Here is a 24,431-nt window from a genome sequence, read left to right on the forward strand (position 1 = left end):
CGACGATGCTCACCTCGGGCTAAGTCCTTGGCCCGGCCCGAGGCCGGGCCATCCGTGGGCTGGGCGCTTAGGCCAGCGGGGTAGCTGCCGCGTGATTGGCAGCGGCCAGCAGTGAACCGTCGGACACCATCTGGAACACGGACTCAATCTCCGGGGAGAGGAACCTATCGGTGCCCGGGCCCTCGACGCGGGTGCGGATCTGCCGGCGCACCGCGGTGATGATGGGGGAGGACTTCGAAGATTCCAGACCGCCATCGCGCATATCCAGGGCGCGCGCGCTGGTGAGTAGCTCGATGGCCAGCACCCGAGCCAACCCGTCGATGCTCTTACGTAACTTCAGCCCGGCATGCCAACCCATCGAGACGTGGTCTTCCTGCATGGCCGAGGAAGGAATGGAGTCCACCGAGGCCGGGACGGCCAAACGCTTCAACTCTGAAACGATGCCCGCGGCGGTGTACTGGGCGATCATGTGCCCCGAATCCACTCCCGGGTCATCTGCCAGGAAGGCATTAAGTCCGTGGTTGCGGGATTTATCCAGGAACCTGTCGGTGCGTCGCTCCGAGATCGAGGCCAGATCTGCCACGGCAATGGCCAGGAAGTCGAGCACGTAGCCGATCGGGGCTCCGTGGAAGTTGCCGTTGGATTCGACCCGCCCGTCGATAGTGACCACCGGGTTATCGATGGCCGAGGCCAGTTCGATGGCGGCGACGGATTCGGCGTGGGCCAGGGTGGAGCGCACGGCCCCGTGAACCTGCGGGGCACAACGCAGCGAGTAGGCGTCCTGCACCCGGGTGAAGGTATGGGCGCCGGACTTTTGCTCGCTTATGAGCGTGGAATCGGCGAGCACCCGGCGCATATTGGAGGCCGAATCGCGTTGCCCGGGATGCGGGCGCAGGGCATGTAAGTCCTCCGCGAAGACCGCGTCGGTGCCCAGCAGCCCCTCGACACTCATGGCTGCCGACAGATCGGCGATGGACAGAAGCGCGTGGAGGTCGGCGGAGGCTATCAGCAGCATCCCGAGCATGCCGTCGGTGCCATTGACCAGGGCGAGGCCCTCTTTCTCGGCCAGGACCACCGGGGTGATGCCGGCCGCGGCCAGTGCCTCGGAGGCGTCCATGGCGGTACCGGTGGCGTCGCGGACTGGGCCCTCGCCCATCAAGGCCAAAGCCGCGTGGGAGAGCGGGGCCAGATCGCCCGAGCAACCCAGCGAACCATATTCACCGATGACCGGGGTGATGCCCGCGTTGAGGATGGCCGCATAGGTCGTTGCCACGATGGGCCGTACGCCGGTGCGGCCGGTGGCCAGGGTGGAGAGCCGGTTGAGCATCAGTGCGCGGACCACTTCACGCGGAACCTCGGTCCCGGAGGACGCAGCATGGGAGCGGATCAGTGAGCGCTGCAATTGTGCGCGCAATTCGATCGGGATCTGTTTGGTGGCCAGCGCGCCGAAGCCGGTGGAGACGCCGTAGTGCGGGACGGTGTCGTTGACCAATGCGTCGATCACGGTGCGGGAGGACTCGATGGCGGCCAGGGCATCGGTGCCCAATTCCACCTGCGCACCGTGGCGTGCAACGGCTACGACGTCCTCGGGCTTCAGCGCGCCGGTGGTCATGGTGATGCTGGCATTCATGAGTTTTTCCTTCTGGAAGGGGGAATTTCCGAGGTTTTGTGTGAGCCGGATCTCGCAAACACTTGCCAAGGGGTGAAATTAGCGTTTCAATAAGTGAAACGCATCACCGGCTCCGGGGCAAGCCCCCAGGGTTGTGAATTTCGTCCGAAGGCACCAAAGGTACCCAAAGGCGAGTGTTTCAGAGACCGAATCACCGACATGGAGGAACACCGTGGCAGAACCGGCAACCCGAACCGTGGAACGAGCCCTGCAGCTGCTGGGTGCAGTCTGCGATGCCGGGGCAGTATCGCTGGCCGAAGTGTCACGCGAGACCGAACTATCGGCCTCCACGGCACTACGTCTGCTGCGAACCCTAGAGAACAGCGGCTTCGTACGCAAGGACACCGACGGCGAATATCGCCCCGGTCTGCGCCTGGTGCAGCTCGGTGCCCAAGCGCTGAGCCACGAGTCACTGATCCACCTGGCCGCACCGGCGCTTCAGCGTTTGGTCGAGGCGACCGGCGAATCTGCCTACCTTTCGGTGCGGGGCCACCAGGGCACGGGAAGTGACCATGCCGTGTACCTGGCCATCGCCGAGGGAACACACTCGGTGCGCCACGCTTCCTGGGTGGGCCGCAGTGTTCCCCTCAAGGGCTCAAGCCTAGGAATCGTGTTCGCCGGAAAGACCCCCGAGACCGGGTACGTGGTTTCCGATAAAGGTGTTGAGGTAGATGTCACCGCCATTGCCGCGCCACTGCGGCAGCTCGGAGCGGCTGTCACCGCAGGGGACAGCGCACCGCTGGCCGCCATATCGGTGGTGGCCCCGAGCTACCGGATGAACCCGGCGGAAATTGAGCGGATCGGCCAACTGGTCGCCACCGAAGCCCGCGCGCTGTTGGGCGCCGGCCTGCAGAACTAGTCCAAACTCCCACGCCAAACCCAGGGCACCACAAGTATTGAGCATGACCGACAAGGAGAACCATTCCATGAGCTTCACCCAGCACGATCCCTCCCGCGTTATTCGCGCTCCGCGCGGCACCACACTGACCGCAAAGTCCTGGGCCACCGAAGCCCCACTGCGCATGCTGATGAATAACCTCGACCCGGAGGTCGCCGAGCGCCCCGAGGACCTCGTCGTTTACGGCGGCACCGGTCGTGCGGCGCGTTCCTGGGAGGCCTACGACGCCATCATCAAGACGCTGACGGATCTGGAAGAAGACGAGACGCTGCTGATTCAGTCAGGCAAGCCGGTGGGTGTCTTTCGCACCAACAAATGGGCCCCGCGCGTGCTGATCGCGAACTCCAACCTCGTGGGGGACTGGGCCACCTGGCCCGAGTTCCGCAAGCTGGAGGCCGAGGGCCTGATGATGTACGGGCAGATGACCGCCGGTTCCTGGATCTACATCGGCACCCAGGGCATCCTGCAGGGCACCTACGAGACCTTCGCCGCGATCGGCGCCAAGCGCTTCGGCGGCACGCTGGCCAATACCCTGACGCTGACCGGCGGCTGCGGCGGCATGGGTGGGGCCCAGCCGCTGGCCGTCACGCTCAACGGCGGCGCTTGCCTGATCGTTGACGTTTCCGAGGAACGCCTGCGTCGCCGCGAATCCAAGCGCTACCTCGACGAGGTGGAGCTGGACCTCGACGCGGCCCTGGCCAAAGTCACCGCCGCCAAGAACGAGGGTCGGTCCCTTTCGGTGGGTTACGTCGGCAACGCGGCTGAGGTCTTCCCCGAGCTGCTGCGCCGCCAAAAGGCCGGGACCGTGGCCTTTGACATCATCACCGATCAGACCAGTGCCCACGATCCGCTGAGCTACCTGCCGGTGGAGTACACCCTGGAGCAGTGGGACGCCGAGGCGAAGGCCGATGAAGCAGGCTTTACCAAAAAGGCTCAGGCCTCGATGGCCCGCCACGTCGAGGCGATGGTCGGCTTCCAGGGCATCGGCGCCGAGGTCTTTGACTACGGCAACTCCATTCGTGATGAGGCCCGGAAGGGCGGCTACAACCGCGCCTTCGAATTCCCCGGCTTTGTTCCGGCCTACATCCGCCCGCTCTTCTGCGAGGGCCTTGGCCCCTTCCGCTGGGTGGCGCTCAGTGGGGACCCGGAGGACATCCGCGTAACCGACGAAGCATTGAAGGACCTCTTCCCCGAGAACGAGCACCTGCACCGCTGGCTCAATGCGGCATCCGAACACGTCGAATTTGAGGGACTGCCGGCCCGCATCTGCTGGCTGGGCTACGGAGACCGCGCCAAGGCCGGTCTGCTATTCAACCAGTTGGTCGCCGAGGGCAAAGTTTCGGCCCCCATCGTGATCGGCCGCGATCACCTGGACTCCGGTTCCGTGGCCTCGCCCTACCGTGAGACCGAGGCCATGAAGGACGGTTCGGACGCGATCGCCGACTGGCCGCTGCTCAACGCCCTGACCGCCACGGCCTCCGGTGCCACCTGGGTCTCCATCCACCACGGTGGCGGCGTTGGCATCGGCCGCTCCATCCACGCAGGTCAGGTTTCGGTGGCAGATGGCACCGAGTTAGCCGCCGCCAAGCTTGAGGCGCTGCTGACCAATGACCCGGGCATGGGCGTGATCCGCCACGTTGATGCCGGCTACGAACGGGCCATTGAGGTCGCCACCGAACGCGGCGTGCGCATCCCGATGGCTCGATAAACTCCTCAACCGATCGAAGAAGGAGAACTCCCATCTCTGAAACGAACAGTACCGAGCTCGACGTCCAAAGTACCTCCACCAAACCTCGGGGCACCTGGCGATTCTTCGTCTACAGCCTCATTGGCGTCTTCATGTTTTTCATCCCCATCAATATCGGCGGCAAGGAAACGATCCCGCTTGACCATCTGGTCGGCGCGATCACCACCGGGCTCGGCGAGGTGGTGCGCTACGTGGTGTTGGCACTGATCATTGCCGGGACCATTTACCCCTTCGCCTCCGGGCGCTGGCGCGAGTCGGGCCTTAAAAGGTTGTTTGCGTTCCTGAACATTCTGGGCCTTCTGGTCGGCGCCATGCTGGTCTTCAAGGTGGGCCCGGCACTGCTCTTTGATCCGGATCTGGGGCCGTTCCTCTTCGGCAAACTCGTGATCCCCGTGGGCATGATCGTTCCGGTCGGTGCCATCTTCCTGTCCCTACTGGTGGGCTACGGGTTGATGGAATTTGTTGGTGTGCTGGTCCAACGCGTGATGCGCCCGATCTGGCGCACCCCGGGCCGCTCAGCGGTTGACGCCGTAGCCTCCTTTGTTGGCAGCTACTCGCTGGGTTTGCTGATCACCGATCGGATGTACCAGTCCGGGCGTTACACCGCGCGGGAATCGGCGATCATCGCCACCGGATTCTCCACCGTCTCGGTCACCTTCATGGTGATCGTGGCCAAAACGCTGGACATCATGCACCTGTGGTTGCCCTACTTCTTCCTCTCCTTCGGCGTCACCTTCTTGGTCACGGCCATCTGCGTGCGGCTTCCCCCGCTGAGCCGGATCAAGGACGACTACTACCCGCAGGCCGTGGCATCACCGGAGGAAACCGTCACGACCCGCCGGCTCGCCACCGCCTGGAAGGAGGCCAAAACGACCCTGGAAGCGGCACCCTCGCTGGGGCGCAACGTGTGGGAGAACTTCCGCGACGGGCTGCTAATGGCCATGGCGATCCTGCCCTCGATCCTCTCGGTGGGGCTGATCGGGTTGCTGCTGGCCCGCTTCACCCCGATCTTCGACTGGCTGGGCTACATCTTTGTGCCGATCACCTGGGCCGTGGGCCTGCCCGATCCGGTGCTGGCAGCCAAGGCCTCGGCCGTGGGCATCGCCGAGATGTTCCTCCCTGCAACCGTCATCGCCGGTCACCCCTCCGAACACCTGCGCCTGGTCATCGGGGTAGTGTGTGTCTCTGCCATCATCTTCTTCTCAGCCGTGGTGCCCTGCATCCTGGCCACGCGCATCCCGCTGAAACTCTGGCAGCTGGTGGTCATCTGGGCCCAGCGTGTTGCCTTGACCTTGCTCATCGCCAGCCCCATTGCCTTCCTCATGGTCGGCAGATAGGAACCATGACCGTGCCTAGAAGCACCGTAAACTCCCTGATTGCCGCCATCCATGACGTCGGCCAAGATTCGGTGCGCGGAGGTTATTCGCGCCCGGTGTACTCCTCGGCTGAAATCACACTGCGCGAATGGTTTATCGCGGAGGCCGAATCCCGGTCCCTTCAGGTCACCACCGATGCCAATGGCATCATCTGGGCCTGGTGGGACACCCCGGGCTCGCTTCGCGATGCCGCCTCGCGCCGCGGGGCGTTGGTCACCGGTTCGCACCTGGACTCGGTACCCGGAGGTGGGGCCTTTGATGGTCCGCTCGGGGTGGCCAGCGCGCTGTCGGCCTTCGATGTGCTAGCGGCACGCGAGGCCTCCGGAGCCCTGGTGCGCAACCGGGCCCTCGCGCTGAGCGTCTTCCCCGAGGAGGAAGGCTCGCGCTTTGGTGTTGCCTGCTTGGGCTCACGGCTGCTCACCGGCGCAATCGATACGTCCAGGGCGCTGAACCTGCGTGATGCCAACGGAAACACCTTTGCCGATGTCGCAGCGGCCAATGGTCTGGATCCGGCGCGTATGGGGCGCGACGATGCTGCGCTGGCACAGATCGGGGACTTCATCGAGCTACACGTGGAGCAGGGCCGCGGGTTGAACACCGAGGAATATACCGATGCTGCGGGCCGCGGACCCGCCGTGGCCATCGGCAGCTCCATCCTGGGGCACGGGCGCTGGCGGCTGAGTTTTTCCGGCCAGGGCAACCATGCCGGCACCACGCTGATGATCGACCGTGCCGATCCCATGATTGCCGCGGCCCAGCTGGTGCTGAAGGTCCGGGAGTTGGCCACGGCAACGCCGGATGCCCGGGCCACCGTGGGGCGGATTGAACCCGTTCCCGGCGGCACCAACGTGATCGCCTCACGGGTTGATCTCTGGCTTGATGCCCGCCACCCCGATGATGCCACCACCGCCCTGCTGGTTCAAAAGATTCACGGTCAGGCTCAACGGATCGCCGCCTTTGAGGGCTGCACCGTGAAACTCACCGAGGAATCCCTCTCCGGGACGGTGAGCTTTGATGCCTCGCTGACCCGGACGCTGAGTCAATCTATCCACCGCTTAATCCCCACCGCTCCCTTGCTGCCCACCGGGGCCGGGCACGACGCGGGAGTTCTTGCCGCCCACGTGCCCTCCGGCATGATCTACGTGCGCAACCCCTCGGGCATCAGCCACTCACCGGAGGAATACGTGGAAGATGACGACGTAGATGCCGGCGTTCTGGCACTGGCCGATGCCTTGGAGGACCTGCTGTGAGCCAGCAGCCGAGCACCCAGTTGAGCACACCTCAGAACCGCGTGCGGGTCCCGGCACCGGTGAACGCCCATTCCCATGCCTTCCACCGGATCCTGCGTGGGCGGACCCATGAGGGCGCCGATGGTGCGGCCGGAGACTTTTGGACGTGGCGTGAGCACATGTATGCCGCCGCCGCGTCGCTCACCCCGGCGGCGTACCAGCAGCTGGCCACCGCCGTTTTCGCGGAGATGGTTGTCGCTGGCTATAGCGCCGTGGGGGAGTTCCACTACCTGCACCACCAACCCGGTGGGCAACCCTATGGCAGCGGTGGTCACGGGGAGTCGCACGCCATGGAGCTCGCCCTGGGCCGCGCCGCCGTAGCAGCTGGTATCCGCCTAGTGCTCCTTGATACCTGTTATCTCCAAGGCGGGCTCACTTTGCAGGGAGAGATGTTGGAACTTGATGACACGCAGCAGCGTTTCAGCGATCGCTCCGTCGAGGGCTGGCTACTGCGCCATGAGAGCTTAGCTGCCGCGCTGGCGGAGCTTGATGCCGGGGCCGGGTTGCTGAGCCTCGGTGCCGCGGTGCACTCGGTGCGTGCCGTGGCACCGAGTGACCTCGCCACCATCGCGGCACGGCTGGACCCCGCGCTGCCGCTGCACGTGCATCTTTCGGAGCAACCGGCGGAGAACCACGCCTGCGCCGCCGCCTATGGCACGAGCCCCACGGGGTTGCTCGAGCAGGCGGGACTGCTTGGCGCGCGGCTCTCGGCGGTACACGCCACCCACCTGGATGAAACAGATATCCGAGCCTTGGGCGCTGCCCGAGCCGGGATCGTGATGTGCCCAACCACCGAGGCTGACCTGGGTGATGGGATTGGCCCGGCCCGGGAACTTGCCGACGCCGGTGCGCACCTTTCCCTGGGCAGTGATCAGCATGCGGTGCTTGACCCGTACCTGGAGCAGCGCGCCCTGGAACATGCAGAGCGCCTGCGCAGCGGCAAACGTGGACGGTTCTCGCCCACGGAGATCTCCACCGCCGCACGTGCCGGTGGGCTGCGCTCCCTGGGGCTGGCGGAAAATGACGACTTCCTGATGGTGCGCACCGATTCGGTACGCACCGCGGGCTCACGTCCCGCCCAGCTCCCGCTCACCGCCACCGCCGCGGACATCATCGAGGTGCACATCAACGGGGAGCTAGTCGCCAGTCATGGGATCCACACTCGCTTGGGTGACCCGGCCGCCCTATATGCAGCCTTCTTTAACAACAACCCGGAGTTTTCATGAGCACCACGCTGATTACCAACCTGGCCGAAGTCTTCACCGCCGACGCACAACACACGCGGATCAATAACGCTGCCATCCTCATCGAGGACGAAATTATCAGTTGGATCGGTGCGGCTGCAGATGCACCGGCCGCGGATCACGTCATTGATGCCCAACGCCGTGCCGCGTTGCCGGGTTGGGTCGATTCGCATACCCACCTGGTTTTTGCCGGGGATCGCAGTGCCGAATTTGTGGCCCGGATGGCAGGGCAGGAGTATGCAGCAGGTGGCATCGCGGTGACCACCGCGGCCACTCGATCGGCCAGCGACTACGATCTCACCCGATTGTTGCTGGGACGGGCAGCCGAAGCATTGGCCGGTGGCACCACCTTCTTGGAAACCAAGACCGGTTACGGGTTGGGAGTCGAAGAGGAAGCACGCCATGCCCGCATCGCGTCTACAGTCGTGGATCGGGTGACGTTCTTGGGGGCGCATCTGGTCCCCGCTGGGACCGACGCGCAGGAGTATACGGATCTGGTCTGCGGGGAGATGCTTCAGCGAGTGGCACCCTATGTGCATTTCGCCGATGTCTTCTGCGAGCGGGGCGCCTTCAACGAGGCCCAGTCCCGGCAGGTGCTCACCGCATCACGGAAGGCCGGTTTGGGGCTTCGTGTCCACGGAAACCAGCTCGGCTCGGGCCCCGGGGTGCAACTGGCCGTGGAATTCGGTGCCATGAGCGTTGACCACGTGAATTACCTTGATGACGCCGACGTGAGCGCGCTCGCCGGCTCGTGGCAGCAGTGGGATCCTGCCACCCGCAGCGGGGCTGCGGGAACCGTGGCCACCTGCCTGCCGGCTTGTGACCTTTCTACCCGCCAGCCATTCGCGCCGGGACGGGAGTTGCTTGATGCGGGGGTGCAGATCGCACTGGCCTCAAATTGCAATCCCGGAACCTCCTATACCTCGTCCATGTCGTTCTGTGTGGCCACCGCCGTCTTGCAGATGCGATTGAGCATCGAGGAAGCCATTGTGGCCGCCACCTATGGGGGAGCGCTCGCATTGGGCGTCCACGATCTGGTGGGTTCACTACAAGTGGGCAAGCGGGCGGATATTCAGTTGCTCAACGCTCCAGCGGTGGCGCATCTTGCTTACCGGCCGGGGATGAACCTCACGGGCCCGGTTTTCCGTGCCGGTGTCTTGGTGGCTGGACGCCTCTAGCGAACCGCTTGGTGCTGGAGGGAACGTTCGTGGTAAACAAGAAGTATGGCTATTACTGCACTCAAAGGTTCCCCCGTCCAGGTCATTGGCGAACTTCCCGCCGTTGGCGCGACCGCTCCTGACTTCACGCTCACCGGTGCCGACCTCGGCGAGGTGTCCAGCACCGAATTGCGCGGCAAGCGCGTGGTCTTGAACATCTTCCCGTCCATCGATACCGGCGTCTGCGCCTCTTCGGTCCGCCGCTTCAACGAGCTGGCCGCAGGACTCGAAAACACCGCCGTGGTTTGCGCCTCGGCCGACCTGCCGTTCGCACTGGGTCGCTTCTGCGGTTCCGAGGGCATCGAGAACGTCGTTCCGACCTCGTCTTTCCGCTCCGACTTCGGCGCCGACTTCGGTCTGACGCTGGGCGATGGCCCGATGCAGGGCCTGCTGGCTCGCGCGATTGTTGTTTTGGATGAAAATGGTGCAGTCCTGCACACCGAGCTGGTTCCGGAAATCACCACGGAGCCGAACTACGACGCAGCTGTCGCGGCACTCTCCAACTAAGGCTTTCCCGGGGGCCGGGATCGAGACGTAAGAAACCTTCTTGCGTCTCGGTCCCGGCCCCCTTTTTTATGCCCCAGCGACCTTGGCAGGGTAGAAAGTAAGATTAAACCCTTAAGATTTTTTATGATCGGTAGACAAGGTAAACGATCATAAGCAATCATAGTAGGGAAGAGCTTGCCATTCCGAGACACCTTCAGTGGTGCCGGGTTATTAAAGGAGACCGTCGTGAGCGACACTAGCCAGCTTGGCCACCACATGGACGCCGAACTGCGTTCGCAGCCCGAAATGTGGGAGCGCGCCATCCTCCAGGCACGGAGCGAAAACCTGCTTCCGGCCGATGGCCTACGCGTAGCCGTCGTTGGCTGCGGAACATCCTGGTTCATGGCGCAGTCCTACGCCGCAGCGCGCGAGTCTGCAGGCAAGGGGATTACCGATGCATTTGCTGCCTCCGAAGCTTTTATCACTACCCGTGATTACGACGTGCTGGTGGCCATCACCCGTTCGGGCACCACCTCCGAGGTGCTGACCCTGCTGGATCAACTCAACGGTTCTCTGCCCACCGTTGCGCTCATCGGGGATCTCACCTCCCCGATCGTGAACAAGGTTGATGCCGTGATCGAGCTGCCCTACGCCGATGAAGAATCTGTGGTGCAGACCCGTTTTGCCACCACGGCGTTGGCCTACCTGCTCACCAGCGTCGGTGTAGACCTGAACGCTGCCATCGACGAAGCCAAGGTTGCTGTCACCGCACAAACTCCGGCTGAACTCATTGATGCAGAGCAGTTCACCTTCCTGGGCCGTGGTTGGACCGTTGGTCTGGCCAATGAAGCAGCCCTGAAGATGCGAGAAGCCGTTCAGGGGTGGACCGAGGCCTACCCGGCCATGGACTACCGGCATGGCCCAATCTCCATCGCCGCACCGAACCGCGTGACCTGGATGCTCGGCGAGGAACCCGAGGGTCTGGCCCAAGATATGGTCCGCACCGGAGCCCTGTACATCAACAACAACGCGCACCCGCTGGCCGAACTGGCCCGGATTCACCGCGTCACGCTGGACCGCGCCCGCGCTCGTAAGATGAATCCGGATGCACCACGCAACCTGACCCGTTCGGTCATCCTCGACGAAGACGCCTAAGTCCATAACGACCAGGATGCCGTGGACACCATGAACCCCCAATACCTGCTCTTTGACGTCGGCGGTACCGACATTAAGGCGGCGTTTTCCGACGCCGCGGGAACGCTGCACGGCATTCGTAGGATTCGGACCCAACGCGTAGCCAGCGATCCCGCCCATACATTAGTCGAACAGCTCAAAACCCTGGGTGCCGAGCTCATGGCCGAATTCCCCGAGAGCAATCCCATTGCCGTGGGTTTGCTCGTGTGCGGAATCGTCGATGAAGCCAACGGAACCGGAGTGTTCTCAGCGAACCTTGGCTGGCGCGATGCCCCGCTGCGTCAGCTGGTGGCCGACGCTTTTGACCTGCCTGTGGGCTTTGGCCATGACGTGTTGGGCGCCGGTGTGGCGGAACTGCGCTTCGGCGCCGGCAAGGAACTTGGCACCGCGGTGGATAACGCGGCGGTCCTCATCATCGGCACCGGCATTGCTGCAGCACTCTTTGTTGACGGACGCCCGCTGTCCGCAGGTGGCTACGCCGGTGAACTGGGCCACGGCGCAGTTCCCGGCGGCCTGTCCTGCCCGTGTGGTGCGCACGGCTGCTTGGAAACCATCGGTTCGGCGGGAGCCATTGCCAAGCGCTATGAACAGGAAACCGGCGTACACGTTGCTGGCGCCCGCGAGGTTCTGAACGCCAGGGAGGCGGGAGATAAGATCGCGGTGCGGATTTGGGACGAGGCGATTGCGGCATTGACCTTCTCCATCGCCCAACTCTGCTGCTCCATCGCACCGCAGGTCGTCATCATCGGCGGAGGATTGGCACAAGCAGGCGAGGCACTACTGCAACCGCTGCGCGAAGCGCTGGGAGAGAAACTGACCTACCAACGGCTGCCGCAGATTGTGGCAGCCCAACTGGGTCAGGATGCGGGTCTACGCGGCGCGCACCTCAAGGCCGTTGCGGCGGGTGCCCAGAGCACATGATTCTGAGTATCACTCCCAACCCCGCGCTGGATGAAACCTACGGACTTGAGCTCCTCGATGTCGGGGGTAGCAACCGTGTTGCTGCCCCGTTGCGCCGGGCAGGCGGCAAGGGCATCAACGTGGCGCGGGTGCTGCATTCTCAGGGGGTCCCCGTGCTGGCGCTGGCACCCGTGGGTGGCTCAAATGGTCAGCTCTTCGCATTGGATCTGGCGGCATCCGGGGTGGATCATGAGCTCCTGAACGTTGCTGCCCCGATGCGTCGAAGCCTCGCCGTCGTCGAACATGGAACCGGGCGAACCACTGTCATTAATGAACGTGGGGATGCGCTCAGCCACAGCGAGTGGGAGAGCCTCCGCTCCCGAATCAGCCTGCTTCTCGATCGCGGGGTGAGTGTATTGGTCGCCTCGGGTTCACTGCCGCCCGGCGCGGATGAAGATTTCTACCCGTGGTGCGTGCGTGAAGCCACGCGGCGCGGGATCCCCAGCATCATTGATACCTCCGGACCCGCTTTGTTGGCTGCGGCTCGCGCCGGCGCCACGGTGCTCAAACCCAACCACCACGAACTGGCCGATGTCACCGGGGAAAAAACACTGGGCGGGGGAGCAGCCAAGCTCCTAGCCGCCGGGGCCCGCCACATTTACGCCAGCGCCGGGGAAGACGGACTTTTTCACTTCTCCGCGGCCGGTCCCGGCCACTGGGAATCGGCGCGTTTAGCTGCACCGCTGGTGGGTAATCCCACCGGGGCCGGGGATAGCGCCGTGGCTGCTATCGCCATGGGGCTACACGCCGGAGAGGACCACGGATCGGTGATTCTTCCCCGTGCCGCCGCTTGGTCGGCCTCCTCGGTATTGATGCCCACCGCGGGCCAGCTGCACCCCTCACATCTCGAAATCCTGACGAACTTGATTCATTCCTCCGCAACGTCGCTCTAAGTCTCATCCCCGAAAGGATGCTTTTCCCATGCCCTTGGTTAATACAGCAGAGATCATGAAGGCGGCACGCACTTCCCAGCGGGGGCAGGGTGCCTTCAATGTCATCCACCTAGAGAGCGCCGAGGCACTGATCCAGGGTGCCGAGCTCGCCGGGACTCCGTTGATCTTGCAGATCTCGGAAAACTGCGTCGGTTACCACCGAAGCTTGGAACCCATTGCCCTCGCCTCGCTGGCAGCTGCCCGCGCGGCGAGCGTCCCGGTGGCGCTACACCTGGACCATGCAGAATCAGAAGACCTGGCAAAGGCCGCCGTCGATCTGGGGTTTGGGTCAGTCATGTTTGATGGCGCGCATCTGGACTACGCCCAAAATATTGCTGTCACCGCTCGAGTCACCGAGTATGCCCACGCGGCAGGCGTCTACGTTGAGGCCGAGCTGGGAAAAATTGGCGGCAAAGATGGCGCCCACGCCCCGGGCGTGCGAACCGATCCGGCTGAGGCGCGTCAGTTTGTGCGAGAAACAGGAGTCGACGCACTGGCCGTTGCCGTGGGTTCTTCGCACGCCATGCTTGATCGGTCAGCTGCCCTTGATCTTGAGCTGATCGCCCAGCTTCGCGGCGCACTGGATGTTCCGCTGGTGCTCCACGGATCCTCCGGGGTGAGCGATTCAAACATCATTGCCGCAATTAATGCGGGGATGACCAAGATCAATGTTTCCACCCATCTCAATGGGTTCTTCACGCGCGCCATTCGTCAGTACCTCGAGGAGAACCCCGCGGTCGTGGATTCGCGCAAGTACGTGGCGCGTGGCCGCGACGAGATGGCCGTGGAGAGCGCTCGATTGCTGCGCCTCTTCGCAGGAATTTCGGACTAACCTCACGCCGGTTTCTCGGATATACCTTCCGAGGAGGGCCGACGCTCTTCGGCGAACCCGCGGCTGTGCCAAACGCGATCTGCGGTTGTCTTCAGCTCAACAGCTTGTCATCCGGAATTAACAATTCATATCTCACACTCCCCTTGACCGCGCGATCTAGATCACAGCATAATCAATGGAACGTGTACTTTATTGATCGTTCTTTATTGATATAAAGCACATAACATCACTCCTGTCGGTGCGAAGCGCTCATTGTTCGCCCCGACCATCTGGAACGAGGATCTATGAAGAAGCTCAATCTCCGCGGGGTAGCGGTTGCGGGTGTAGCTGCTGCGGCACTGTTGTTGACGTCGTGTGGTTTTGGTGGGGCAAGTAGCACCAGCAGTAGCGAGCCAGGTGCCTCGGGCACCGTCACCACACTGACTATGCTGGCACCCACCTATTCCGACGGCACGAAAGCTCTATGGACGAAGGTCATCAAGGATTTTGAGGCTGCCAATCCGGATGTCAAGGTCAACCTTGAAACGCAGTCCTGGGAAAACGTCGAAGGCGTCCTGAAGACCAAGATCCAGGGCAACAAGGCACCTGACATCTACAACGGCGGTGCCTTTGCCGAATTTGCTGCCGAGGGCCTGCTGGCACCAACCTCTGATGTTGCCTCCGAGGCCACCATTGCCGATTTTCAGGAATCCTTCGCCGAAAACGAAAAGGTTGATGGAACTCAGTACGGTCTTCCGCTGATCGCCTCGGCCCGAGCACTGTTCTATAACAAGAGCCTCATGGAAGAGGCCGGTGTCGCTTCGGTTCCCACCACGTGGGACGAGCTCTACTCGGCAGCCAAGGCCGTGAGTGAAAAGACCAAGGCAGACGGCTATGGCATGCCGCTGGGCAATGAAGAAGCGCAGGGCGAGTCCCTCATCTGGTTCGCCGGCAATGGAGGCAACTTCGGTGATGGGAGCAACATCGCTGTGGATACCCCGGCAAACGTCGAGGCTGCCGAATTCATGAAGAAGATGATCGACGACGGTGTGACGCAGAAGGATGCCGGCGCCACGCAGCGCACCCCAATGCTTAACACCTTCATTCAAGGCAAGCTCGGATTCGCCTACGCGCTTCCGCAGACCGTGGGACAAATCAAGAAGGAAAACCCGAAGCTCAAATACGGTATCGCACCGGTACCGACCAAGACCGGAACTCCGGCAACTCTGGGTGTCGCGGATCGCTTGATGTCCTTCAAGAACGATGGTTCCAAGACCGCAGCGGTGAAGAAATTCATGGACTACTTCTTCTCTGCTGATGTCTACACCAACTGGGTTTCCACCGAGGGCTTCTTGCCGACCACCAAGTCGGGTTCCGAGAAGTTGGCCTCCGATGAGACCCTCAAGCCGTTCCTGGACATGCTTCCCAACGCGGTGTTCTACCCGACCACCAACGCGGCGTGGAACGCCACCGATGGTGCCTTCAAGTCCCTCATGGGTCAGATCGCCACCGGCAAGAGCGCAGCGGACGTGCTCAAGGAAATTCAGGCCAAGGCAGACGCAGCCAAGTAGCAACACCTGTATGACGGACGGGGCTCTCATCAACTTCAGGAGAGCCCCATCCGACCTTAAAACGCCTCGCGGCACCCCGCACCCTCTCATCCTGTAGGAGCAACAGATCATGAGCGTCACCCTCGTCCCGAAACGTGTTTCACGGCGGAAATCCGCTCAGGAAGGTGGCTCATTCCTTGCGGCACTGCCCTGGGTTGGTCCGGCGCTCTTGCTGATCCTCGCCATCGTGGTGTTCCCTGCCGGATACATGATCTACAACTCCACACGAAAGATCTCGCAGGTCGGCACCGACCTGAAGGGGGTGGGGTTCGATAACTTCGCCAAGGTTTTCAGCGATCCCAATCTGCCCCGGATCTTGCTGAACACGGTGGTGTGGGTGGTTGTGGTTGTCACCGTCACCGTGGTGCTCTCCCTGGTTTTGGCCCAGTTCCTGAACAAGCCATTCCCCGGGCGCACCCTGGTCCGCATGGCAGTCATCGTGCCGTGGGCCGCATCGGTCGTCATGACCACCACCGTCTTCTATTACGCAGCAGAACCAAACTACGGAATCCTCAACAAATTCCTGACCGACGTTGGTGTGCTCGATGAAGGCTTCGGATTCACCAAAAATGCCGTGCCCGCCATGTCGATGGCCATCGTCATTGCTATTTTTGTCTCCATCCCGTTCACTACCTATACGATTCTTGCCGGCCTGCAGGCTATCCCGAACGAGACGCTTGAAGCGGCGAAAATGGATGGTGCCAACCGCTGGGGTACGTACTTCTTGGTGATCCTTCCGCAACTTCGCGGTTCGCTGGCAGTTGCCGTGTTGATCAACATCATCAATGTGTTTAACAACCTGCCCATTCTGAAGATCATCACCGGCTCGATCCCCGGTTACAGCGCCGACACCCTTATGACCTACATCTTCAAGGTCCTGCAATTCGACCGCCGATTGGATATCTCCTCGGCGCTCTCGGTGGTGAATTTCGCGATTGTTCTGGTGATCGTCGCGATCTATGTCAAGACCGTCAAGCCCATGAAAGAGGTCTAGGCCGCCATGTCGTTCCTGATTACCGAAGATCGAGCCTCCCGCCGGACAGTGATCGGGCGCATGGTGGCCGGCCTCCTTGTTGCGGCAGTATTCCTGATTCCCTACGCCGTGATGTTCGGTGGATCACTCAAAACCCGATCCGAAATCCTCGCAATTCCGCCCAGCTATCTGCCCAGGGAAGGTGCCCAATGGTCAAACTATCTGACCATGTGGGACACCCCAGAAACACCGGTGGCCTTCAACCTCATCTCAACCATTGTCATTTCCCTCTGCGCCACCCTGCTGGTGTTGCTGGTGGCCACACCCGCCGCGTACTACACCGCACGTTTCAAATTCCCGGGCAAGACGATGTTCATGTTCTTGGTGATTGTCACGCAAATGCTGCAACCGGCGGTACTGACCGCAGGGCTGTTTAAGCAAATGTTGGCCATGAATCTCTATGACACGTGGCTGGCTATGATCCTGATCAATGCGGCGTTCAATCTAGCCTTTGCGGTGTGGATCATGCATTCGTTCTTTGCCTCGGTACCCAAGGAAATTGATGAGGCAGCCCAGATCGACGGAGCTGGAAAGCTCCGCGTGCTTTTCCGCATCAACCTTCCCTTGGTCTGGCCGGGCATTGTTACGGCGGTGATCTTTACGTTTGTCGCCTGTTGGAACGAATTTGCCGCATCCTTGGTGATCCTATCCACCGCGGAAAACCAGCCGCTCTCGGTGGCCCTGACCAAGTTTGTTGGGCAGTACTCCACGGCGTGGCAATACGTCTTTGGTGTCTCGATCGTGGCCATCATTCCGGTTATCCTCCTTTTCATGCTTATCGAGAAACGCCTCATCGGCGGGCTTGCCGCCGGAGCCGTGAAGTAGTGGAAGATCAGATGCCTCAAAAGCGGCCGCTAGAAATTGTTGTGACGTCCGCACGTGGTGCTGCCACCGCGGTAAGCGCCGGCGCCGACCGACTCGAGCTCTGTGAGGCCCTGGAAATAGGTGGCATCACCGCAAACCCGGAGCTGGTTGCAGCGGTGTTGATGGAAGCCGCCGGGGTAGGCGTCCATGCCCTGATTCGTCCACGCGGTGGAAACTTCGTGTATTCGACCCAGGAGGTGGAACTGATGTTGGCCCAAGCTCGACGCACCGCGTCATCTGGGGTGGCCGGATTGGTGGTGGGAGCCCTTGACGATGCGGGACATGTTGAGGTCGAAAGCATGCGGAAACTAATCGATGAAGTCCGAACGATCAACCCGAACCTTGAGCTGACATTCCACCGAGCCATCGATGACTCGGCTGACCCAGTGCGTGCGGTGAGCGACTTGATAGAGCTCGGATTTACCCGCGTTCTAACAAGTGGGGGAGCGGTTGCCGCACCCGACGGGTTCTCCGTCCTCGTTCGTATGGTTCAGGCCAGCGGCGGGAAAATTCAGGTCATGGCGGGTGGCGGGATGCGTGTCGATTCCATCGAGAAGATGCTCGCTGCCGGGATCGATGCTGTGCATTTTTCCGCGAAAGCTCCGTCCCCGGACGCCAGCTACCTGGTGACGGATGGAAATATCGTGGCGGCGCTTCGTGACACCATAGATTCGTTGGCCTTCACGGCACGCATCCCCATGATTTTCGATAATGAGGCAGGGCACTAATTGAAACGCGAAGAGCGACTCAGCACCATCTTGGAGTTGCTGGCTGAATCAGGACAGATTGAGGTCGAAGATATTGTGCGCCGGTTGGCCGTTTCCCCTGCCACCGCGCGCCGAGACCTCGACTCGTTGGCGGCTGCCTCGCTGTTATCACGAACCCACGGCGGAGCCGTCAGCCATGCTGTGGCCTATGACCTGCCGGTGAGATACCAAAAGGAAGACGCGACGGGGCAGAAACACGCCATTGCCGTGCACGCTGCCTCGTTGGTGTCCCAGGACATGATTGTCGGACTCTCCGGAGGCACCACCGCGAGTGCAATCGCCACACAGCTAGGAATGCGCCGAGACTTGGTCAACGATTCGGGGCGCCCCACGTTCACGGTCGTGACCAATGCCGTGAATATCGCCTCGTTGCTGGCGGTCCGCACGCACGTGAAAGTCATGGTGACCGGAGGGATGCTCAATCCCCGATCCTATGAACTTGTGGGCCCCTTTGCCGAGCAAACACTGGAGAAGGTCACCCTGGATGTAGCGTTTGTCGGTATCAATGGCCTTGAGGCCAGTGTTGGTCCCACCGTTTCCGATGACATGGAAGCAGCCATCAACAACCTGATGATCCGGAGGGCTCGGCAAAGCTATCTCGTGTGTGATTCCTCCAAGATTGGGCATAGCGCCTTTGTCTCCCTCGAGCAGTCGACCTTCACCGCGCTGATCACCGACAGTGGGATCACCGACGAACAAAAAAGGGTACTCATCGAGGCAGGCATTCCCGTCATCGTTGCTGACCCGGAGATCAAAAGCCGTTAGCCGCGTGCTGCCGTGGCCGCAGCAAGCAGACGAGGCTGAATCTTCTCCAGCAGTGTTGTGAGATCTCGCCGGGGGCTCAGCGAGGCGTCGTGGAGGCTTTCCAGTCCCATGGCACCCAGCCACACACGCGCCCGCCATGCCTCATCTGGGGTCGGAGCCAACTGCTCGATGAGCTCCGAACCGTGCCACATACTCAGGTAGGCGGTATTGAGGGCGGGGTCCCAGGCCGCTGCTAAATCCCAATCTAGGATCCCGATCAAGGCTCCATCATCCCAATGAAGATTGTGTCCCGCGAGATCACCATGGACAAGAGACGGAGTGACATCGGCAAAGGTGGCGACGGCCTGCAAGATCCGGTGTGCCCCGTTGGCGAGTTCGGGAGGCAGTAGCCGGAGGGTTGCTTGGGTTTTTTCCTCGTTCCAGGGCCCGCCGAACGCGAACGGCTCGGCGAGGAGCCCGGTGATTTTTGCCAGATTTACCGCAGCGAGTTCCTCGATAATCCCGCGCAGTGTTGAAGCCTCGCCGCTGTGTGGTGGGTGGGCCCGGCCCGGGATATAGCGTTGGACAACGGCCGAAAAATCGTTGCCATGGAACACCTCACTCAGCGCGGTGGGTAGTGCAAAAGTGAAACTGTTTTCCAGCGCTTGAACAAGATCGACCCTGCGCTGCATGTCCTTCGCCGCTTCGGGCGTCCGACTGATGCGCAGAACAGCCTCACCGGGAGCGATCAGGACGAGGTGAAATTGTCCGCCTTCTTCCACACGTGCAGACTTCCAATCCGGTCCGGGCAACAGGGACGCGGCCAGTTCATATTCGCTCGGGTGGGCAGCACGTGTCATGGCTCTATTTTCACAGGTCAACGCGCAGGGGTGAGGAGTGCCACGCAACGTAGGATCAAAGACATGAGCTCAAACGTTCCCAAGGAGACCCAGATCAGCGAGCCATCGGAGCGATCCGAGGCGGAAAGGGTGCAACGCCGCGGACTCATTATTGAACTATTGATCGTGCTGGGCCTGTCACTGGGAAAATCGGGCATCTATTCCATCGCGAACCTCGTTGACAAGATGACGAGAGCGCCCCTTGGATCGCAAACCACATCGCTGAACAACTCGCTTAATCAGCGCCAGTATTTTGATCTGACATATCAGCTGCTAGATATCTTCTTCACCTTGGTTCCGGTGATGTTGGTGCTGTATCTGCTCTTCAGAATTCCCGGGTGTAACCCTTTTGACCGGCTCGGCTTCAATATGAAGAAGCCGCTGTTGGACTTGGGGTGGGGTGCCGGCCTGTTCCTCGCAATGGGTATCGGAACGCTGGGTGTCTACGCCCTGGGCCGGCTACTCGGACTGACTACGATCATCGTGCCGGCGGCATTGGATGACTATTGGTGGACGGTCCCGGTTCTCATTTTCTCCGCAATCCGCCACGGAATCCTTGAAGAAGTCATAGTCGTCGGTTACCTCTTTGAACGCCTGGCCCGCCTGGGCTGGGGAAAATGGCAAATCATCCTCATGAGCGCGGTGCTGCGCGGCAGCTACCACCTCTATCAAGGCATTGGACCGTTCGTCGGTAATGTCGCCATGGGGATGATCTTTGGGTACGTGTACTCCAAGAAGGGCAGGGTCATGCCGCTGGTCATCGCCCACGCTTTCTTAGATATCGCCGGATTTGTTGGTTATGCGCTGCTGGGTTCCGCGATTGGCTTGGGTACCTAAAAAACAGCTTGATCATCGTTTTGAACAGCCGTGCACTACGTAGCATTCGAATGCTGGGCTGAGCCTCATGCCTCGGTTGATGAAATCAGAACAGGGTCACCGCAATGGAATTTCAATATCCTCAGCGGGAGCGCTGTTTGAGCCGATTGGAGGCTCGACATCGCTGTCATTCGCCGAACGCCGTTGTGAGTCTGGTCTTCAAAACTAGCCAGTCGTAGTTTGTCCGGCGCATAGTTTCGGCCTCGTGGCTTGCTGCCCACGAAAGACCATGAGGCGTTAACGCCGAAGGAGGTGTGGTTGAACCGGATTCCGGTTCAACCACACCTCCTGATATTCGGTGGCCGGTTTGTCGCGCTGTTAGAGCGTGACCGATCCTGATGGCGTTTCAAAGGTCACCGAGAGGATTCCCGGCGTCCCATTGGGGGCCTGCCAATCAACAGCAACGTCTCCAACGGGCAACTGTTCGGGCTGTCCGAGCCAGTCGGCAACGCGTTCGCTGGAGCCAGCAATGCTGATCGAAGAGATCTTGCCAACCGGTTCAAGCGCCTTTGAAGGATGCAGGTTTTCGGTGCCGTCATCCCAACGAAGCATGTAGGGAACCTGAGGATCAGCAATCAAACCGTTGATGCCAATCTGGCGCCACGTCAGTTCCTGTCCGTCCGGGAACTTCCGGTTTCCAGGCACCGAGCCGCGACCGAGGCGTTCTTCGATGGGTGCCAAATCGTCAACTGCAACGCACCAACCCATCCAACCTCCACCAAGTTCGGAACGGGCACGAACGGCCTGTCCGAACGGCGCCTTGTCAGAAGACGGGTGGTTCAGAACCTCAACAACTTCTAGGTACTGGCCGTTCTTCAGCGGGAAGATGACATTGCGTGTCCCAAAACGTGGGTGTACACCGCCCTTTACAGATTCGAGTCCAAGGGCCTCGCCGATCCGAGCGGCAGTTGCCGCGAGGCCGTCGGGTCCACAAGCATAAGTTACATGGTCCAACCTCATCATGTGCCTATCATGGCACTTTGTGATCTGCCTCTCGAGTTAGGCTTACCTAACTTGCTTTAGCTTGTCTCCTGCTGTTGTCGCTCGCAGTAGTAGATAGTGACCAGATTCGTCATATTGCGAGACGTGGTTGCCAAGATATGAAGCGTTACGCCAAACTTGTTTCCAAGGTCATGAGTTTCAGCAGATAGCCCCGGCTTGCTGAACGGCAACCCTCCACCGCGGTGGGGTGCCCCGGGTGAAGACCAGGCCCCACATCAAAAAGATGTGGGACAAGCGCGGGAATGCCCCCAGCATTGACACGGCCCCCACTCGGGCCGGCTTTGGGCATACCCCAGAAACATTGAAGGGTACGTCATGTCCGAGAATTGGTCCTTTGAAACCCGTCAGATCCACGTAGGACAGGAACCTGACGCAGCAACCGGTGCGCGCGCACTGCCGATTTACCAAACCAGCTCCTTTGTCTTCCCGAGCGCGGAAAGTGCAGCCGCACGCTTCGCCCTCGCCGAGCTTGCACCGATCTACAGTCGCATTGGCAACCCAACGCAGGAAGCCGTAGAAACCCGCATCGCCAACCTCGAAGGCGGCGTTGGGGCCTTGCTCTTGGCCTCGGGTCAAGCGGCAACCACGCTCGCGATCCTGAACATTGCCGAGGCCGGAGACCATATCGTCGCCAGCCCGAGTCTTTATGGTGGAACGCAGAACCTGCTGAAGCACACGCTGCGCAAGCTCGGTATCGAAGTTACCTTTGTTGCCGACCCGGATGATCTTGCCCTCTGGCGCGCGGCGGTAAAGCCCAACACTAAGGCGTTCTTCGGAGAGGTTGTTTCCAACCCGCGCCAGGATGTTTTGGACATCGAAGGTGTCTCTGCCATCGCCCACGAGGTCGGTGTGCCACTGCTGGTTGATAACACCTTGGCTACCCCATACCTCATCCGTCCGATCGAATGGGGAGCGGACATCGTGATTCACTCCGCCACCAAGTACCTCGGCGGACACGGCACGGCCATCGCGGGTGTCATCGTGGATTCGGGCAATTTCGACTTCGCCGCAGATCCGGAAAAGTTCCCGGGCTTTAACACTCCCGATGAGTCTTACAACGGTCTAGTGTTTGCGCGTGATCTTGGCGTCAACGGTGCCTTGGGCGCCAACCTGGCCTACATCCTCAAGGCTCGCGTGCAATTGCTGCGTGACCTCGGAGCATCGGTTGCACCGTTCAATGCCTTCCTGATAGCGCAGGGTCTTGAAACCCTCTCATTGCGTATTGAACGTCACGTGGCCAACGCGGTTGAAGTTGCGTCATGGCTGGAAGCGCAGCCGCAGGTACAAGGCGTGCGTTACGCGGGTATCCCATCCAGCCCGTGGTTTGAGCGCGGTCGCAAATATGGTCCGCGCGGTACCGGTGCCGTGGTCGCCTTCGAAATTGCCGGAGGTAGCAAGGCTGGCCAGGCCTTTGTTGACGGGCTGACGCTTCACTCGCACGTAGCGAATCTCGGCGACGTGCGCTCGTTGGTCATTCACCCGGCCTCGACCACACACGCCCAGCTGACGGAGGTCGAGCAGCTGGCTGCCGGTGTCTCACCTGGACTCGTGCGCTTGAGCGTGGGCATTGAGAATATCGCTGACATCATTGCAGACCTGAAGTCCGGATTCGATGCTGTGGCACTGCTCGTTGATGATGTTGAGCTGCAAGAAACCCTATGACCCTGGAGACAAAAGTGGTGCTTTACGATGCAGAAACTGCGGCGGCCTTGGACTTTGCGCCCGACGGTATCCTGAGGCACCTACCCACCGGCGCGTACACCTTTGAAACGGGTGGGACGCTTCCAAGTGTTGTCCTGGGTTATGAAACGTGGGGCACGCTCAACGAGGACGCTTCGAACGCTGTGTTTATCGCCCACGCGCTCACGGGCGACAGCCACGTGGCGCGTGGGGCGTCAACCGAAGCTGGCTGGTGGGATGGCTTTATCGGCCCCGGTAAGACGGTGGACACGGATCGGTTCTTCGTGGTGGCCGCCAATATGATTGGTGGCTGCTCCGGGACTACCGGACCGGCCAGCCTAGATCCTGAGGGAAAGCCGTGGGGGTCACGTTTTCCCTTCACGACCATCAAGGATTCGGTGCGGCTTGAAGCGCGTCTGGCAGATGCCCTGGGGATCCAAACATGGCATACCGTGTTGGGGGGCTCCATGGGTGGAGCCCGCGCTCTGGAATGGGCGGTGGAATTCCCCGAGCGCGTCAGAAATTGTGTGGTGGTGGCCTGCACCGCCGAGTCCTCAGCGGATCAGATCGCCTTTGCCCAGGTGCAAAGCGCTGCCATCCGACTTGACCCCGATTTCGCGGGCGGTGACTACTATGCAAACGACTCGGTCCCATCGGCAGGATTGGGCGTTGCTCGGCGCCTGGCCCATGTCACATATCGCACCGCTGCCGAACTGGATCTGAGATTCGGGCGCAACGCTCAGGGTGAGGAACTGCCCGTGGGCAGTCCAAGTCTGGAACGTGGGCGGTATCAGGTAGAAAGCTACCTGGATCACCAGGCAAGCAAATTGGCGAACCGCTTTGACGCCAATAGTTATCTGGTGCTGACCGAGGCACTCATGAGCCACGACGTTGCCCGTGGGCATGGATCGCTTGAGGATGCCTTGGGACGTGTGGAGGACGTGAACTTCTTGGTCGCGGCGGTGGATTCGGATCGACTGTATTGGCCCGAGCAGTCCGAGCGTCTGGCAAAGTCACTGCCAAATCCGTGCACGGTTCAATACATCACCTCACCGATCGGCCATGATGGTTTCCTAACTGACATTGAGCAGCTCAGCGACTCGTTGAGTGAGAGTATTTTCAGCTAGAGTTCC

General features: G+C 61.2%; 22 protein-coding genes and 1 riboswitch. Of the genes, 19 read left to right on the forward strand and 3 right to left on the reverse strand.

The genetic code is table 11. The features are described 5' to 3' along the window. Window positions 1-67: 67 nt before the first annotated feature. A complete protein-coding gene (gene hutH, locus HED64_RS19190) occupies window positions 68-1,630 on the reverse strand; it encodes a histidine ammonia-lyase (RefSeq protein WP_168153549.1) in 1,563 nt (520 codons plus the stop codon). Between the two features lie 211 nt (window positions 1,631-1,841). Between hutH and HED64_RS20225 the strand changes: the two genes are divergently transcribed. The 16 genes from HED64_RS20225 to HED64_RS19270 all read left to right on the forward strand — a co-directional run bounded on the left by HED64_RS20225 (window position 1,842) and on the right by HED64_RS19270 (window position 18,862). Next, window positions 1,842-2,528: an IclR family transcriptional regulator gene (locus HED64_RS20225; protein WP_168153550.1), complete on the forward strand. Its 687-nt coding sequence runs from the start codon at window positions 1,842-1,844 to the stop codon at window positions 2,526-2,528. A 67-nt stretch (window positions 2,529-2,595) separates the two neighbouring features. Next, complete coding sequence (gene hutU, locus HED64_RS19200; protein ID WP_168153551.1) at window positions 2,596-4,275, forward strand: urocanate hydratase; 1,680 nt, start codon at window positions 2,596-2,598, stop codon at window positions 4,273-4,275. A 131-nt stretch (window positions 4,276-4,406) separates the two neighbouring features. Continuing rightward, window positions 4,407-5,651 (forward strand): YjiH family protein, encoded by a 1,245-nt coding sequence (locus tag HED64_RS19205; protein WP_168153552.1) that lies wholly within the window; start codon window positions 4,407-4,409, stop codon window positions 5,649-5,651. 5 nt (window positions 5,652-5,656) lie between these two features. After that, on the forward strand, window positions 5,657-6,940 hold the full coding sequence (locus HED64_RS19210; RefSeq protein WP_168153553.1) for an allantoate amidohydrolase: 1,284 nt from the start codon (window positions 5,657-5,659) through the stop codon (window positions 6,938-6,940). Next, the gene (locus HED64_RS19215; protein ID WP_342590783.1) at window positions 6,937-8,205 is read left to right on the forward strand and encodes a formimidoylglutamate deiminase; all 1,269 of its coding nucleotides are present in this window, start codon (window positions 6,937-6,939) and stop codon (window positions 8,203-8,205) included. The genes HED64_RS19210 and HED64_RS19215 overlap by 4 nt, the downstream gene beginning before the upstream one ends. Continuing rightward, on the forward strand, window positions 8,202-9,401 hold the full coding sequence (hutI, locus tag HED64_RS19220; RefSeq protein ID WP_168153554.1) for an imidazolonepropionase: 1,200 nt from the start codon (window positions 8,202-8,204) through the stop codon (window positions 9,399-9,401). Before HED64_RS19215 ends, hutI begins: the two co-directional genes overlap by 4 nt. 45 nt (window positions 9,402-9,446) lie before the next feature. Further along, a complete protein-coding gene (gene tpx, locus HED64_RS19225) occupies window positions 9,447-9,947 on the forward strand; it encodes a thiol peroxidase (RefSeq protein WP_132361755.1) in 501 nt (166 codons plus the stop codon). A gap of 255 nt (window positions 9,948-10,202) precedes the next feature. Continuing rightward, window positions 10,203-11,081 carry an SIS domain-containing protein gene (locus HED64_RS19230; RefSeq protein WP_168153585.1) on the forward strand — a complete coding sequence of 293 codons (879 nt, stop codon included), beginning with the start codon at window positions 10,203-10,205 and terminating at the stop codon, window positions 11,079-11,081. Window positions 11,082-11,111: 30 nt separating this feature from the next. Further along, window positions 11,112-12,041 (forward strand): ROK family protein, encoded by a 930-nt coding sequence (locus tag HED64_RS19235; RefSeq protein ID WP_168153555.1) that lies wholly within the window; start codon window positions 11,112-11,114, stop codon window positions 12,039-12,041. Continuing rightward, window positions 12,038-12,973, forward strand: coding sequence for a 1-phosphofructokinase family hexose kinase (locus tag HED64_RS19240; RefSeq protein WP_168153556.1), 936 nt, complete (start codon window positions 12,038-12,040; stop codon window positions 12,971-12,973). Before HED64_RS19235 ends, HED64_RS19240 begins: the two co-directional genes overlap by 4 nt. A gap of 28 nt (window positions 12,974-13,001) precedes the next feature. Further along, window positions 13,002-13,844 (forward strand): class II fructose-bisphosphate aldolase, encoded by an 843-nt coding sequence (locus HED64_RS19245; RefSeq protein WP_168153557.1) that lies wholly within the window; start codon window positions 13,002-13,004, stop codon window positions 13,842-13,844. 284 nt (window positions 13,845-14,128) lie between these two features. Beyond that, window positions 14,129-15,394, forward strand: coding sequence for an extracellular solute-binding protein (locus HED64_RS19250; RefSeq protein WP_168153558.1), 1,266 nt, complete (start codon window positions 14,129-14,131; stop codon window positions 15,392-15,394). A 109-nt stretch (window positions 15,395-15,503) separates the two neighbouring features. Next, window positions 15,504-16,427 carry a carbohydrate ABC transporter permease gene (locus HED64_RS19255; RefSeq protein WP_168153559.1) on the forward strand — a complete coding sequence of 308 codons (924 nt, stop codon included), beginning with the start codon at window positions 15,504-15,506 and terminating at the stop codon, window positions 16,425-16,427. A 6-nt stretch (window positions 16,428-16,433) separates the two neighbouring features. Then, a complete protein-coding gene (locus HED64_RS19260; protein WP_210150025.1) occupies window positions 16,434-17,291 on the forward strand; it encodes a carbohydrate ABC transporter permease in 858 nt (285 codons plus the stop codon). Between the two features lie 41 nt (window positions 17,292-17,332). Further along, window positions 17,333-18,058, forward strand: coding sequence for a copper homeostasis protein CutC (locus HED64_RS19265; protein ID WP_168153560.1), 726 nt, complete (start codon window positions 17,333-17,335; stop codon window positions 18,056-18,058). Then, window positions 18,059-18,862, forward strand: coding sequence for a DeoR/GlpR family DNA-binding transcription regulator (locus HED64_RS19270; RefSeq protein ID WP_168153561.1), 804 nt, complete (start codon window positions 18,059-18,061; stop codon window positions 18,860-18,862). It begins immediately after the preceding gene. Here HED64_RS19270 and HED64_RS19275 read toward each other — a convergent pair. Continuing rightward, entirely contained in the window at window positions 18,859-19,701 is an 843-nt protein-coding gene (locus HED64_RS19275) for a phosphotransferase family protein (protein WP_168153562.1), read from the reverse strand. The two genes, HED64_RS19270 and HED64_RS19275, sit on opposite strands and share 4 nt — an antisense overlap. Window positions 19,702-19,764: 63 nt before the next feature. Between HED64_RS19275 and HED64_RS19280 the strand changes: the two genes are divergently transcribed. Continuing rightward, window positions 19,765-20,577 (forward strand): CPBP family intramembrane glutamic endopeptidase, encoded by an 813-nt coding sequence (locus tag HED64_RS19280; protein ID WP_168153563.1) that lies wholly within the window; start codon window positions 19,765-19,767, stop codon window positions 20,575-20,577. Window positions 20,578-20,934: 357 nt separating this feature from the next. Here the strand turns inward: HED64_RS19280 and HED64_RS19285 are convergent, their stop codons facing one another. Beyond that, complete coding sequence (locus HED64_RS19285; protein ID WP_168153564.1) at window positions 20,935-21,579, reverse strand: VOC family protein; 645 nt, start codon at window positions 21,577-21,579, stop codon at window positions 20,935-20,937. 166 nt (window positions 21,580-21,745) lie between these two features. Continuing rightward, a riboswitch (SAM riboswitch) is annotated at window positions 21,746-21,861 on the forward strand. Between the two features lie 72 nt (window positions 21,862-21,933). On the opposite strand from HED64_RS19285, the gene HED64_RS19290 reads away from it, so the two are divergent. Beyond that, window positions 21,934-23,280, forward strand: a complete 1,347-nt coding sequence (locus HED64_RS19290; RefSeq protein ID WP_168153565.1) for a bifunctional o-acetylhomoserine/o-acetylserine sulfhydrylase — start codon at window positions 21,934-21,936, stop codon at window positions 23,278-23,280. After that, on the forward strand, window positions 23,277-24,425 hold the full coding sequence (metX, locus tag HED64_RS19295) for a homoserine O-acetyltransferase MetX (protein WP_168153566.1): 1,149 nt from the start codon (window positions 23,277-23,279) through the stop codon (window positions 24,423-24,425). Before HED64_RS19290 ends, metX begins: the two co-directional genes overlap by 4 nt. The last annotated feature ends 6 nt before the right edge of the window (window positions 24,426-24,431 follow it).

This window comes from Paeniglutamicibacter terrestris (assembly GCF_012271785.1).
GTDB classification, from domain to species: domain Bacteria; phylum Actinomycetota; class Actinomycetes; order Actinomycetales; family Micrococcaceae; genus Paeniglutamicibacter; species Paeniglutamicibacter terrestris.